Origin of the sequence: Streptomyces sp. LUP47B, from assembly GCF_001746295.1 — a bacterium.
Taxonomy (GTDB): domain Bacteria; phylum Actinomycetota; class Actinomycetes; order Streptomycetales; family Streptomycetaceae; genus Streptomyces.
In genome coordinates this window covers 1-13,105 of record NZ_MJAH01000036.1, presented here as the reverse complement: position 1 = coordinate 13,105, position 13,105 = coordinate 1, and the positions used below count along the sequence as shown (strand labels likewise).

The window sequence follows — 13,105 nt, the reverse complement described above, 5'->3', positions numbered from 1 at the left end:
GGGAACGCCCCTCCGTGCGGATCGCCCCTGACCTGGAACGCTCCTCCGCGCGGGCCGGACCAAGCCGCCGACCATCCGCGCAGGTTAGCCCCGAGCGGTTACGGCCTCCCGCGCGGGTTGCCCCGGCTGGGAACGCTCCTCCGCGCGGGCCGCCCTCGACCCGGAACGCTCCTCCGCGCGGGCCCGACCGAGGCGCCGACCCTCCGCGCGGGCAAGCCCTCGTCCGCCCCCCCGTGCGACGGCCGGCCGCCGTGGTCGGTACCGCCGTCCCGGGAGGTCGGGTCCGCGGATCTACTCGATGACGAGGTCGACCTCGATGTTGCCGCGGGTGGCGTTGGAGTAGGGGCAGACCTGGTGGGCCTGCTCGACGAGCTTGCGGCCGGTCTCCGCGTCCACGGAGTCGGGCAGCTCGACACGGAGGGCGACCTTGAGGCCGAAGCCCTCGCCCTGCTTGCCTATGCCGACCTCGGCGGTGACTGCGGCGTCGCTGACGTCCACCTTGGCCTGACGGCCGACGACACCGAGGGCGCTGCCGAAACAGGCGGCGTAACCGGCGGCGAACAGCTGCTCCGGGTTGGTGCCCTGTCCGTTGCCGCCCAGCTCCACCGGCGGGGCCAGCGCGACGTCGATCTTGCCGTCGTTCGTGTAGGCCCGGCCGTCGCGGCCGTGGGTGGCGGTGGCGACAGCGGTGTAGAGCGCGTCCATGAAAGACCATCCCTCTCGAAGTTCTCGTCGGTGAGGCGGCTTTTCCGCGCCGCCTCACGATCACAAGTAGAGCACACAATTCAGTTGTGTACAACTAAATGGCCCGCAAGAGCTATCCTGGGCACATGACCACGCCACCGACCGCCACCGACTGGCTCCGCCTCGACCAGCAGATCTGCTTCTCCCTGAACGCGGCCTCACGCGCCTTCGGCAGCGTCTACCGCGTGATCCTCAAGGATCTGGGGATCACCTACCCGCAGTACCTGGTGATGCTGGTGCTGTGGGAGCACGGCGACCTGCCCGTCAAGAAGCTCGGCGAGCACCTGCGGCTCGACTCGGGCACCCTGTCCCCGCTCCTCAAGCGCCTGGAGACGGCCGGCCTGGTCCGGCGCGAGCGCAGTGCCCGTGACGAGCGCTCGGTGGACGTGCGGCTCACCGAGCAGGGCGTCGCCCTGCGCGAGCGCGCGGTGCAGGTGCCGCGCCGGATCGCCTCGGCGACCAGCTTCGACATGGACGAGATCCGCGACCTGCGGGCGCGCCTGGACCAGCTCACCTCGTCCCTGGACGCGGCGGTGCACGCCGAACTTTCCGAAGAGGTCTGACACTTGCCGAGATCGGTTCCGGCACCGCGTGTCCCGGCATTCACTCGCGGTCACCACAGCGCCACCTGTCGGCCTCGCCCGCCTGGTTGACTGATACGCGGAAACGGGTCAACCGAAGAGGGGACGGCCGTACATGACCTGGCTGATCACCGGCGGCGCCGGCTACATCGGGGCGCACGTCGTGAGGGCGATGACCGAGGCGGGCGAGCAGGCGGTCGTGTACGACGACCTGTCCACCGGCATCGCCGCGCGCGTGCCGGCCGACGTGCCGCTGGTGGTGGGTTCCACGCTGGACGCCGAGCGGGTCGCGCACACCCTGGCGGACCACGAGGTCACCGGCGTGGTCCACCTCGCCGCGAAGAAGCAGGTCGGCGAGTCGGTGGATCTGCCGCTGCACTACTACCGGGAGAACGTCGAGGGCCTGCGCGTCCTCCTGGAGGCGGTGACGGCGGCCGGGGTCCCCTCCTTCGTCTTCTCGTCCTCCGCGGCGGTGTACGGCATGCCGGACGTCCCGTTGGTGACGGAGGAGACCCCGTGCGCGCCGATGTCCCCGTACGGCGAGACCAAGCTGGCCGGTGAGTGGCTGGTCCGCGCGACGGGCCGCGCGACCGGCCTCTCCACGGCCTGCCTGCGCTACTTCAACGTGGCGGGAGCGGCGAGCCCCGAGCTGGCCGACACGGGCGTCTTCAACATCGTCCCGATGGTGTTCGAGAAGCTCACGGCCAACGCGGCCCCGCGCATCTTCGGCGACGACTACGACACCCCCGACGGCACGTGCGTCCGCGACTACATCCACGTCTCCGACCTGGCCGAGGCCCACGTGGCCGCCGCCCGCGCCCTGCAGTCCTCGCCCGGCCGCGCCCTCACCGTCAACATCGGCCGCGGCGAGGGTGTCTCCGTCCGCGAGATGATCGACCACATCAACGCCCTCACCGGCTACGACCGCCCCCCGACGGTCACTCCCCGCCGCCCCGGAGACCCCGCCCGAGTCGTCGCGTCGGCCGACCTGGCGGCCACAGAACTCGGCTGGAAGGCCAAACACGACGTCCAGGACATGATCACGTCGGCCTGGGAGGGATGGGTACGGCTGCATCCGGAGGCGGCCCGGGGCTAGGGCCCGTCGCGAAAATGGATCTTGGTCGTGGGTGATCAGGTCTTGTGGGGTGTCGTGATCTGACGAACAGCCAGTGGGCCAGGCCGGAGCCGTAGTTGCCGCAGGGCATCAAGCCAGCCGTCGTCCGGTGTGGATGCGGCGGCCGGGCAGCTGATGGTCGGCATTTCGTGCCAGGGGCGGCCTGACCGAAACACGTTCAAGCGGATAGAGGATCAAGGGCAACGCAAGACCCCCTCTTTGTGGTGCCGGTGCCAGACTGCGCGCCAGGACATCCGATCTGTTGGGGGAATGGTGGGCTCGTCACGCTTCGTCGCCCTGGCCGCGAGCACGCTGGTCGTCGTGAGCGCTCCGGCCGGGGCGCCGGCCGCTGCGGCGGACACCGGGCAGCCCGGGACGTTGTACGTGCGGGGCGTCGACTGGTGCAGCGACACGGGCCCGGGCACGCAGGACGTGCCCTTCTGCTCGGTGCAGGCCGCCGCCGACGTGGTGGTGCCGGGCCAGACGGTCGACATCGTCGGCCCCCCGCGCTACGGCGGGAAGGTGACCATCACCCGGTCCGGTACTCCCTCCGCGCCGATCACCTTCCAGGGCGTCACCTCCAACCCCTTCGGCATCCCGACCGCCGAGATCACGCCGCCGCTCCTGGGCGGAACGATCACTCTGTCGGGCGCGCACGATGTCCACGTCTCCTACCTCCTGCTGGACCACACCACGACCGACGCCGTCGACGTCAAGGGCGCGCAGGACGTGGTGCTCGACGGCCTGTACATCGCCCAGCAGGGCCCCGAGGACGCGACCGCGGCCACCGACGGGGTCTCCGTCGACGGCGCCTCGTCGGACGTCACCGTCTCCCGCAGCCGGATCTACGACAGCCACGGGAACGCCGTCCAGGTCGCGTCCGGCGCGCACGACGTCACCGTGACGACCAACGAGCTCGAAGGCAGCAGGTACGCCGAGATCGCGGCCAGCGGCACCACCGCCGATCTGACGGGCAACACCCTCGACGACGCATGCGGGCCGGCCCTCACCCTCGACGGCGGCTCCTCCGCGACGGTGGAGAACAACGTCTTCACGGGCACCGGGCACGGCACCGTCTGTCTCGCCCCGACGGCCCCCGCGTTCTCCGTCGCCGCCGACTCGGCGGCCTCCGTGACCGCCGACTACAACGCCTTCGCGCCCCACAACGGCCGGACCGAGTACTCCTGGGGCGGCACCGGCTACACCACGGTCGCCGCCTTCACGGCGGCCACCGGCCAGGGCGCCCACGACCTCGACGACGTCGGCTACGCATACCCGGACGCCACGGACGAGAACTCCCCGGTGATCGACTCGGCCGACGCCGATGCGCCGGGCGAACCGGCCACCGACGTGAACGGCGCACCCCGGGTCGACGACCCCCTCGCAGCGGACACCGGCACCGGCGCCCGCACGACGTACGACCGCGGGGCCTTCGAGCGGCAGGACACGCTCTCCGTGGCCGGCGGCGCCACGCCGTCCAGCGGTATCGGCCCGCTCAGCGTGTCGGTGACGCCGCGCGGCGCCGGCTCCTGGGGTCTGCCGCTGACGTACTCGGTGGACTTCGGCGACGGCAGCCCAGCCGTCACGGACGCCTCGGGGACCGTCACGCACACCTACACCGCCCCCGGCGTCCATGCCGAGAAGGTCACCGTCACCGACGCCAACGGGTCCACCGCGACCCGGACGACGAAGGTCACCGTCGGTACGGCAACGCCCCCGGCCACGTCATTGGCCGTGAGCCCGGACATCGCCCAGGGCACCGTCGACGCGGGAACCGCCTTCCTCACGCTCGACCACTCGGACAACTGGGAGCTCGCCTCGCGCACGATCTCCTGGGGCGACGGCTCGTCCAGCAGCGTGCCGGTCACCGCGGGAGCCACGGGGCATGACTACGACGAGCCGTTCCGCAGCTACCCGCTGACGCTGACGCAGACCGACATCTTCGGGCGCACCGCCACCGCCACCGCCACCTTCCGGCCGGCCGACTCCTACACGCCGCTGACGCCGCCGGAGTACGACTACCAGGGCACCGTCAAGGCACACGGCCTCCTCGACCTCACCAGCAGCACCCTGCACACCGATTCGAACGGCGTCGACGCGGTAGCCCTGAGGGTCACGGTCACCGGCGGCACCGCGGGCGGCTATCTGACCCTCTATCCGGACGGCACGGCACGGCCGTCCGTCTCAGCTCTGAACTTCGCCGCGCACCAGACCACCGAGAACGGCATGACGGTCAGGACGGGCCCCGCCGGGGACGTGTTCCTCTACAACGGCAGCGCGGCCTCCGTCAGCGTGAAGGTCGTCACCGCCGGGATCTTCAGTCACGCCCAGCACGGGCACTCCTACGCGCCCGTCACCCCCGTCCGCGTGCTCGACACACGGAACGGCACGGGCGGCGTCACCGGCCCGGTGGCGGCCGGAAAGTCGATCACCGTCAGTGTCGCCGGGACCCACGGCGTCCCGGCGGACGCGGCGGCCGTCGTCCTCGACGTCCAGACGACGAGCGCCCAGGCTTCCGGGTCGCTCACCGTCACCTCGCACGGCATCGCGGACTCGGCCGTCACCACGTCGTACTGGACCAAGAGCCAGACGGTGTCGAACCTGACCGTCGTGCCACTCGCCGACGGCAAGGTCGTGCTGCACAACAGCAGCAGCGGCTCCGTGCAGCTGGTCACCGACGTCTTCGGCTACGCCGACACGACCGGCACCGGTTCGCTCTACCTGCCGTCCACGCCCACCCGGATCCTCGACACCCGGAACGGCACCGGCACCGGGGGCCGCATCGCCAAGCTAGGGGCGCACCAGACGCTGAAGCTCAGGTTCAGCGGCGTCCACGGCATCCCGTCGTCCGGCACCACCGCCGCCGACCTGGTGCTGACCGCCGTCAGCCCCGCCACCGGCGGCTACCTGACCGCCTGGGCCGACGGAACCACCCGGCCGGGTACGGCGAGCCTGGACTACGGCACCGGGCGGACGACACCGAACGAGATCATGCCCCCGGTCGGCTCGGACGGGTACGTCGACATCTACAACGGCGGCTCGGCGGCCGTGAACGTCCTCGCCGACCAGTACGGCGCCTACGTGGCCCAGTGATGCCGCAACCCGCGCGGGCGGAGCCCGCAACAGGCCATGGACGACACAGCCCAGGAGCCGACGCTCAGAAGCGGGTGCCGGACGCCGCCTCGCAGCAGCGGAGCCGGCGCCCCGGGCGTCCCACCGGGCGCCAGGTGGACGGACGGGTCGGGGTGGGGTGGGACGGGCCGGATGACATGGGGACCCCTTCTAGTGGGACTCGGTGACGGGCGTGTCCATCGCGGAGCGGTGCACGGTGGCCAGCGGGAGGCGGTCGAGCGCCGCCGCGGCCGACGGCACCGGGTGGCGCTCCGCGAGCGGGATCACCGGGGGCAACTCGGTCTCGCCCAGGACGACATGGCGTACGACCCGCTCGGCGGCGCGGCCGTCGTCGTAGGGGCAGAAGCGCTCCCGGAACGCCGAGCGCAGCTGGGTGGAGCGGGAGCCGCGCCAGTGGCCGGTGGCGAAGATGTCGGTCAGTTCGTCCTCGCTGTGCGCGACCGCGCCCGGCGCGAAGGACCGCAGGTCGAAGTAGGTGCCGCGGGCCGCCTCGTACGCCTCTTGGTCGTCGGCGTGGATCACGATCGGGCGGTCCAGGTTGGCGTAGTCGAACATCAGGGACGAGTAGTCGGTGACCAGGGCGTCCGAGGCCAGACACAGGGACTCGACGCTCGGGTGGTCGCTGACGTCGATGACCCGGCCGGTCGCGGGGGAGAAAAGCGGGCCGCCGTGGCGGTGGTGGGCTCGGGCCAGCACGACGAAGCGGGGGCCAAGGCGGCGCAGGAGGCGGTCCAGGTCGAGGGTGGCGCGCTGGGTGCGGCGGTAGTCGCGGTGGGTCGGCGCGTACAGGATCGCGACCGACCCCTCGGGAACGCCGAGGGACTCGCGCAGCCGCCGTACGTCCTCCGAAGTCGCCCACTGGAAGACGTCGTTGCGGGGATAGCCGTAGGGAAGCATGGTGTAGCCGCCGGGGTAGACGCGTTCCCAGGTCAGGGTGGTGTGGCGGTTGGGGGACAGGAGGTGGTCCCACTGGTCGACGCCGCTGAGCATCTCGTCGAAGTCCAAGTCCCCTGCCGCCGCCGGGCGTTCCTGGAGGTCGAGGCCCATGTGCTTGAACGGCGTGCCGTGTTGGGTCTGGACGAATACCTGGCCGGGGCGCTTGACCGGGCGGCGGTCGAAGTCGGTGTTGTTCACCAGGTACTTGGAGCGGGCGAGCGCCGTCCAGTAGGCGGCGGTGCCGGGGCGCAGCCTGAGGGTCGCGGTCGGGATCGTGTGATGGTGCTCGGGGTCGGCGATCCACGCGGTGCGGATGTGTGGGGCGAAGGTGCGGAACGCCTCCTCCAGTGCGCCCGGGTTGCAGCCGTGGCCGCGACCCCCGTACGCGGCGAAGACGGCCCGGTCCTCGCGCAGCGGCAGGCGCAGTTGGACGCGGTAGTGGAGCCGCAGGGCCGCCGCGTGCAGGGCCTTGGCGAGGCGGACGACCGGCCCGGTGGCCCGCTGCCTGAGTCGCCGGGCCGGCTCCACGACCCGATAAGTGCGGTACAGGCCCAGGTGGATCACCTTGTGGCGCGGCCAGGAGCGCACCGGGACGGGGTGGCCCGGGGTGCGGTGGGCGCGGTAGTGGTCGCGGGCCTGCCGCAGGAACTCGGCGCGGCTGCCGCGCGGGAGACGGTCCCGCTCCGCGAACACCGCCCAGAGGTCGTCCACCATGCGGCGGAACAACAGCGGCCGCCACCGCGCGAGTTCGGGGCGCGAGTCGACGTGGGCGAAGACCCTGTCGTACTGGTCGAAGACGTCGAAGTGGCCGGCCGTGCCGAGGGCCCGGCTCCGTCGGCGCTGCCGGTGGTGGACGCAGGCCCGGTCCAGGGTGGCGATCGACTCCCCGGTCATCAGGACCCGGTAGGTCCAGGGCGTGTCCGCGTGGTGACCGGGCGGGAAGGCGAAGCCCCCGCTTTCGATGAACTCCCTGCAGTACGCCATGTTCCAGGCCGCCGTCGGTGCCCGCAGCAGCCCCGGGCGGTCCTCCAGGAGGAAGGGGGCCGGGCCCTGCTCGGTGAGCTGTCCCGTGGGGGCGTTGCGGACGGTCTCGCCGGACCAAGGGACAAGCGCGTGGTCGTAGAGCAGGACGTCCGGTTCGCCGGTCTCCTTCAGCCGGTCGGCGATCGCCCGCAGCGCGTGCGGGGTGAGGGTGTCGTCGCCGTCCAGGAAGACGAGGTAGTCGCCCGTGGCCTGCGAGATCCCCGCGTTGCGGGCGGGACCGAGCCCCGTGTTCCGCGCCAGGTGAACCGCCCGGACACGTGGATCGCGGGCCGCGAACTCGTCGGCGATCTCTCCGCACGCGTCCGGCGAGCGGTCGTCGACCGCGATCAGTTCCAGATCCTCGTACGACTGTGACAGCACCGATTCCAGGCATGCGGACAGGTACGCCTGAACCTTGTACGCGGGGACGATGACACTGAACCTGGGCACGGCACCTCCATGGGGTCGGCGCGGGAGTCCTGCCCGGGAACGCCCCATAGGGGAGCTTGGTTACGGCGTGTACGGCATTCGGGCGAACGCGAAGGGGCGGACCGGTATCGGTCCGCCCCTCCAAGTCGGCTGTCTGACGGGCTACTTGACCGCGCCCGCCATCACGCCGGACACGAACTGCCGCTGGAACGCGAAGAACACGAGCAGCGGAATCACCATGGAGATGAACGCGCCCGGTGCCAGGACGTCGACGTTGTCGGCGAAGGCGCGCATCTGGGTCTGCAGGGCGACCGTGATCGGCTGGCTGTCGGCGTCCGTGAACACCAGGGCGATCAGCATGTCGTTCCACACCCACAGGAACTGGAAGATGCCCAGGCTCGCGATCGCGGGCGCGCCGAGCGGCAGCACCACCCTGGCGAACAGGCGCAGTTCACCCGCGCCGTCGAGCCTTGCCGCCTCCAGGAGTTCGCGGGGGATCTCCGCGAAGAAGTTCCGCAGCAGGAACACCGCGAAGGGCAGACCGAAGCCCGTATGGAAGAGGATCACCCCGAAGATGTTGCCGAACAGGCCCAGTTTGCCGAAGAGTTCGGCGATCGGGATCAGCGCCACCTGCACCGGCACCACCAACAGGCCGACCACGCCCATGAACCACCAGTCGCGGCCCGGGAACTCCATCCACGCGAACGCGTAACCCGCGAGCGCGCCGATGACGATCACCAGGACCGTCGCCGGGACCGTGATCAGCACGGTGTTGACGATGGAGCCGGTGATGTCGCTGTTGTGGAGCAGCTTGTCGTAACTGTCCAAGGTCAGCTGGGACGGCTCGGTGAAGACCTTCCACCAGCCGGTCGCGGCAAGGTCCTGCGGGGCGCGCAGCGAGGAGATCAGCAGCCCGACCGTCGGCACCAGCCAGAACAGGCCGACGAGGATGAGGACGACGCTGATCAGGCCGCCGCTGACGCGTTCGACGAGCCGTGAGCCGAGCGACTGCTTCGCCTGCACCCCGTCGGCCGCTGCCGTCTCGGGAAGCCTTTCGGCCTGAGTGGTCATCGCCGTACCTCCCGCCTGAGCCGACGAATGTTGAACCACATCACCGGGATCACCAGCAGCAGCAGGAACACCGAGATGGCGCTCGCGATGCCGGGCTGGTCCTCGGCGAAACCCTTGCGGTACAGCTCAAGGGCGAGGACGTTCGCGTCGTCCTGCGAGGAGCCCGGAGGGATGATGAAGACCAGGTCGAAGATCTTCAGCACGTTGATCATCAGGGTCACGGTGACGACCGCGAGAACGGGCGCCAGCAGGGGGACCGTGACCCTGCGGAAGACCTGCCACTCGCTCGCGCCGTCGACCCGGGCCGCCTCCAGGAGTTCGCGGGGGATACCCGCGAGCCCGGCCGCGATCAGCACCATCGCGAAACCGGCCCACATCCAGATGTACGACCCGATGATCGCCGGTGTCACCAGCGACGGGCCGAGCCAGTCGATCCCGTTGTAGGCCTCCTTGAAGTTGCTTGCCGGAAGCCGCAGTTGGGCCCCGTCGGCCTTCTCCGAGAAGGAGAACGTTCCGTCGTCCCCGGCCTTGGCCGTCTCGACGACCTTGCCGTCCTTGACCGCCTCGATCTTCATGCCGGGGTAGCCGAGTTCGGTCGGGTCGACCCCGCCGAGCTTGCCGACGCCCTTGCCGCGGGTGAAGTCCTGCCAGGTCGTGCCGGTGATCCGGCCCGGGTCCGCCTGCGGAGCCACGGCCTTCTTCGCGTCGCCGGGCATCTGGTCCGGGGCGACGCCCACCAGGGGCAGGGTGACGGTGCCGCCGGTGTGGACCGGTGTCTTGGTGATGAACCCGCCGCCCTGAGCCACCAGCGGCGACTCACGGCCCGGGTGCGCCTTCGGGAACGCCGAGGACTGACTGAACGTGTCGTGCACGCCCACCCACACCGCGTTCGCGAATCCCTTGTCCGGGTCCTGGTCGTAGACGAGCCGGAAGATGATGCCCGCCGCCAGCATCGAGATCGCCATCGGCATGAAGACGACCAGCTTGAACGCCGTTCCCCAGCGCACCCGTTCGGTCAGCACCGCGAAGACCAGACCGAGCGCGGTGCTGATCGTCGGCGCGAACACCACCCAGATGATGTTGTTCTTCAGGGCCGTACGGATGCCGTCGTCGGTGAACAGCGCCTTGTAGTTGTCGATTCCGGCGAAACCGTCACCGGACTGGTTGTAGAAGCTGCGGACGAGCGAGTACCCGATCGGGTAGACCACGAGCGCGCCCAGCAGCACGAGAGCGGGCAGCAGGAACAGCGCTGCCACGGTCCTTCGCGTGCCGGTCACGCTCTTGCGCGACTTGGGGGAGGCAGGGGCCGGTGGGACCCCTGCCTCGGTGGCCGACGTCATCGCGTCAGTTCCCGTACGCGGCCGCCGCGTCGGCCTCCAGCTTGGCCTGCGTGCCCGCGATGTTCTTCGGGTTCGTCAGGAAGTCCTGGAGCGCCTTCCACTCGCCCTTGCCGGGTGTGCCGCCGAAGGCCTGCGGTGCCTGGTCGGACATGTCGAAGCGGAAGTCGTCACCGGAGTCGATCAGAGCCTTGGCGATCTTCTGCTGCACCGGGTTCGGATACACCGAGATGTCCACGCTCTTGTTCGGCGAGAGATAGCCGCCCAGCTTGGCCTGGATGGTCGCCGCGTCGGGCGAGGCCAGGAAGGTCGCCAGCGCCTGCGCCGCCTTGGAGTCCTTCAGGATCACGGCCGCGTCGCCGCCGGAGACCACGGGGGCGGTGTCGCCGACCTTCGGGAACGGGAACACCTTCGCGTCCGTGCCGACCTTCGCCTTGGCCGTCTGGATGTTGACCTGCGCGAAGTCGCCCTCGTAGACCATCGCCGCCTTGGGCTGGTCGCCGCCGGTGAAGGTCTGCGTCACCGAGGCGGGGAAGTCCGTCTGCAGCGCGCCCTTGGCGCCGCCCGCGACATAGTCCTTCTTGCCCCACACCTGGGCCAGCGTGGTCAGCGCGTCCTTCACGGACGGGTCCGTCCACTTGATCTCGTGCTTGGCCAGCTGGTCGTACTTCTCCGGGCCCGCCTGGGAGAGATAGATGTTCTCGAACCAGTCCGTCAGGGTCCAGCCCTCGGCGCCGCCGACGGAGAACGGGGTCACACCCGAGTCGTAGACCGTCTGGGCGGTGGTGAGCAGTTCGTCCCAGGTCTTCGGCTCGGTGGCGCCCGCGTTCTCGAAGACCTTGGCGTTGTACCAGATCAGGGACTTGTTGGCGGCCTTGTAGTAGACGCCGTACTGAGTGCCGCCGATCTTGCCGATGTCCTGCCAGCCCTGCGAGTAGTTCTTGGCGAGCTCGGCCTTGGCCTCGGTGCCGAGGGGCTTGGCCCACTTCTTGTCCACGGCCTGCTTGATGGCACCCGGCTGCGGGAGCATCGCGATGTCCGGCGGCTGGCCGCCCGCGACCTTCGAACCCAGGAAGTTGACGATCGGGTCCTGGGCGGGCACGAAGGTCACCTTCGCGCCGGTGCGCTTCTCGAACTCCGCGAGGACCTTCTTGAAGTTGGCCTGCTCCTCGCCGCTCCAGACGGCGGCGACCTGGAGGCTCTGGCCGTCCAGCTTGGGCAGGGTGAGGCTGGTGCCTGTCGCCTTGCCACCTGTCGGGCCCGAGTCACTGCTCTTGTCGTCGTCTCCGCCGCATGCGGTGAGCGACAGGGCGAGGGCTGCCGCGAGGGCGGCGGCCGCCGTTTTCGCGGAAGCCCTGTTCGCCGGCCTGGGCTTCCGGTTGGTGCTGCTCGTGCTACGCATCACGACCCCGTTCTTCGTTCCTCGTCGAACGTTCGAGGGCTGTCCCGTGCGAACTGGTCTACGCCGGGGAAACGAGGTCGGCAAGTGGGCGTCCGCTGTCAACCGGAAGATCGTGATGCCGTCGTGACCAGTGCCGGTGCGTTGTGGCAGGCGTCGTCGGGGGGCGGTGCCCCCGGAGCCCTTCACGTCTAGAGCAGCGACGGGACTTCTGCTGCTTCGACTTCCCTCGCCGCCCGTTCCAATGCACTGGCCAGCAGGGCCAGATCCGTCGGGCCGTTGCCCAGTTCCCGGACCGGTCGGCGGGCCGGAGGGTCGCCCATGCGTTCCCACTCCAGGGGGACGACCGTGGGGCGGAGGGTGGCCGTGCGGGGGATACGGCCGGTGACCCGGCCGGCCTGGAAGGTGGTGACACGGCCGTCGGACCAGGTCAGCAGGCCGCGGCCGGGAGCCGGTTCGTCCGGCCCGGTGGCCGGGGTGTCCAGGGTGACGCGGAGGGTGGCCCGGCGGGCCGCTTCGGACTCCGCCGTACGGCCGCCCGGGCCGGTCGCGGCCACCAGGTGGACGCCCAGGCGCTCGCCCTCGCGGGACACCGCCTCCAGCGCGCGTATGACGGAGCCGGCGGCGGGCCGGCCGGGGGAGCCCAGGGGAGGGGAGACCAGGGCGTCCAAGTCGTCCACGATCACGACCAGACGGGGGAGCGGGGGTGCCGTGTCGGTCCGCCGGCGGGCCGCCGCCGGGCGCAGCCGGATCGTGGAGCTGGGCGGCGAGTCCAGGTCACCTGCGGCCGTGTCGCCGGAGGTGACCGCGCCACCGGTGCCGCTTGCCGTGCCTCGCGCGGCTGCCGTGCGCTGGGCGACCATACGGCCCGACAGCTCCCGGCCGGTGTGCCACTCCGCGAAGTCGGAGCGGCCGAGCAGCTCCGCGCGCCGCTTCAGCTCGGCACTCAGGGACTGGGCGAACTCCCGCATGCGGACCGGGTCGTTGGCGGTGAGGTGGGTGGTCACGTGCGGCACGTCCGTGCACACACGCAGACCCTCACCGTGACCGCCTGCTCCGGAGGCGGTGCCTCCGGAGCTCACACTGTCCCGGCCGTCCATCAGCACGATGCTCAGACGGTCGGGGCGCTCGGCCGCGGCCAGCGAGGCGACGACCGCCCGCAGCAGTTCCGTACGGCCGCTGCCCGCGGGCCCCTCGATCAGCAGGTGCGGGCCCTCGGCCACGAGGTCGGCGCAGACCGGGCCGCGCGGTCCGGCCCCCAGCACCGCCCACGCCCGGCCGCCGAGCGACTCCGGGTCGTCGGCCGCGTCCGCCCAGCGCGTCATCAGCGACGGCGGGG

General features: G+C 70.8%; 9 protein-coding genes. 3 read left to right on the top strand and 6 right to left on the bottom strand.

Annotated elements, in window-relative coordinates:
* Positions 1–291: 291 nt before the first annotated feature.
* Positions 292–705 carry an organic hydroperoxide resistance protein gene (locus BFN33_RS48325; RefSeq protein ID WP_062050787.1) on the bottom strand — a complete coding sequence of 138 codons (414 nt, stop codon included), beginning with the start codon at positions 703–705 and terminating at the stop codon, positions 292–294.
* Between the two features lie 125 nt (positions 706–830).
* On the opposite strand from BFN33_RS48325, the gene BFN33_RS48320 reads away from it, so the two are divergent.
* From BFN33_RS48320 to BFN33_RS48310, 3 genes are all read left to right on the top strand, one after another.
* Positions 831–1,307 (top strand): MarR family winged helix-turn-helix transcriptional regulator, encoded by a 477-nt coding sequence (locus BFN33_RS48320; protein ID WP_069766595.1) that lies wholly within the window; start codon positions 831–833, stop codon positions 1,305–1,307.
* 133 nt (positions 1,308–1,440) lie between these two features.
* Positions 1,441–2,421 carry a UDP-glucose 4-epimerase GalE gene (galE, locus tag BFN33_RS48315; protein WP_069766594.1) on the top strand — a complete coding sequence of 327 codons (981 nt, stop codon included), beginning with the start codon at positions 1,441–1,443 and terminating at the stop codon, positions 2,419–2,421.
* Positions 2,422–2,709: 288 nt separating this feature from the next.
* Positions 2,710–5,532, top strand: a complete 2,823-nt coding sequence (locus BFN33_RS48310; RefSeq protein ID WP_256123099.1) for a PKD domain-containing protein — start codon at positions 2,710–2,712, stop codon at positions 5,530–5,532.
* A 189-nt stretch (positions 5,533–5,721) separates the two neighbouring features.
* On the opposite strand, the gene BFN33_RS48305 is transcribed toward BFN33_RS48310, so the two are convergent.
* The 5 genes from BFN33_RS48305 to BFN33_RS48285 form a co-directional block, all read right to left on the bottom strand.
* On the bottom strand, positions 5,722–7,980 hold the full coding sequence (locus BFN33_RS48305; protein ID WP_069766593.1) for a bifunctional glycosyltransferase family 2 protein/CDP-glycerol:glycerophosphate glycerophosphotransferase: 2,259 nt from the start codon (positions 7,978–7,980) through the stop codon (positions 5,722–5,724).
* Positions 7,981–8,121: 141 nt separating this feature from the next.
* Positions 8,122–9,030, bottom strand: a complete 909-nt coding sequence (locus tag BFN33_RS48300) for a carbohydrate ABC transporter permease (RefSeq protein ID WP_069766592.1) — start codon at positions 9,028–9,030, stop codon at positions 8,122–8,124.
* Positions 9,027–10,370: a carbohydrate ABC transporter permease gene (locus BFN33_RS48295; RefSeq protein WP_079141437.1), complete on the bottom strand. Its 1,344-nt coding sequence runs from the start codon at positions 10,368–10,370 to the stop codon at positions 9,027–9,029. The genes BFN33_RS48300 and BFN33_RS48295 overlap by 4 nt, the downstream gene beginning before the upstream one ends.
* A 4-nt stretch (positions 10,371–10,374) precedes the next feature.
* Positions 10,375–11,769: an ABC transporter substrate-binding protein gene (locus tag BFN33_RS48290; RefSeq protein ID WP_069766591.1), complete on the bottom strand. Its 1,395-nt coding sequence runs from the start codon at positions 11,767–11,769 to the stop codon at positions 10,375–10,377.
* Positions 11,770–11,957: 188 nt separating this feature from the next.
* On the bottom strand, positions 11,958–13,105 hold a 1,148-nt coding region (locus BFN33_RS48285; protein ID WP_256123098.1), incomplete at its 5' end, for an FtsK/SpoIIIE domain-containing protein.

Excerpts from the sequence above, each read along its gene's own strand:
- BFN33_RS48325 (WP_062050787.1), bottom strand. The coding sequence starts at position 705 with ATGGACGCGCTCTACACCGCTGTCGCCACCGCCACCCACGGCCGCGAC.
- BFN33_RS48320 (WP_069766595.1), top strand. The coding sequence starts at position 831 with ATGACCACGCCACCGACCGCCACCGACTGGCTCCGCCTCGACCAGCAG.
- galE (WP_069766594.1), top strand. The coding sequence starts at position 1,441 with ATGACCTGGCTGATCACCGGCGGCGCCGGCTACATCGGGGCGCACGTC.
- BFN33_RS48310 (WP_256123099.1), top strand. The coding sequence starts at position 2,710 with ATGGTGGGCTCGTCACGCTTCGTCGCCCTGGCCGCGAGCACGCTGGTC.
- BFN33_RS48300 (WP_069766592.1), bottom strand. The coding sequence starts at position 9,030 with ATGACCACTCAGGCCGAAAGGCTTCCCGAGACGGCAGCGGCCGACGGG.
- BFN33_RS48295 (WP_079141437.1), bottom strand. The coding sequence starts at position 10,370 with ATGACGTCGGCCACCGAGGCAGGGGTCCCACCGGCCCCTGCCTCCCCC.
- BFN33_RS48290 (WP_069766591.1), bottom strand. The coding sequence starts at position 11,769 with ATGCGTAGCACGAGCAGCACCAACCGGAAGCCCAGGCCGGCGAACAGG.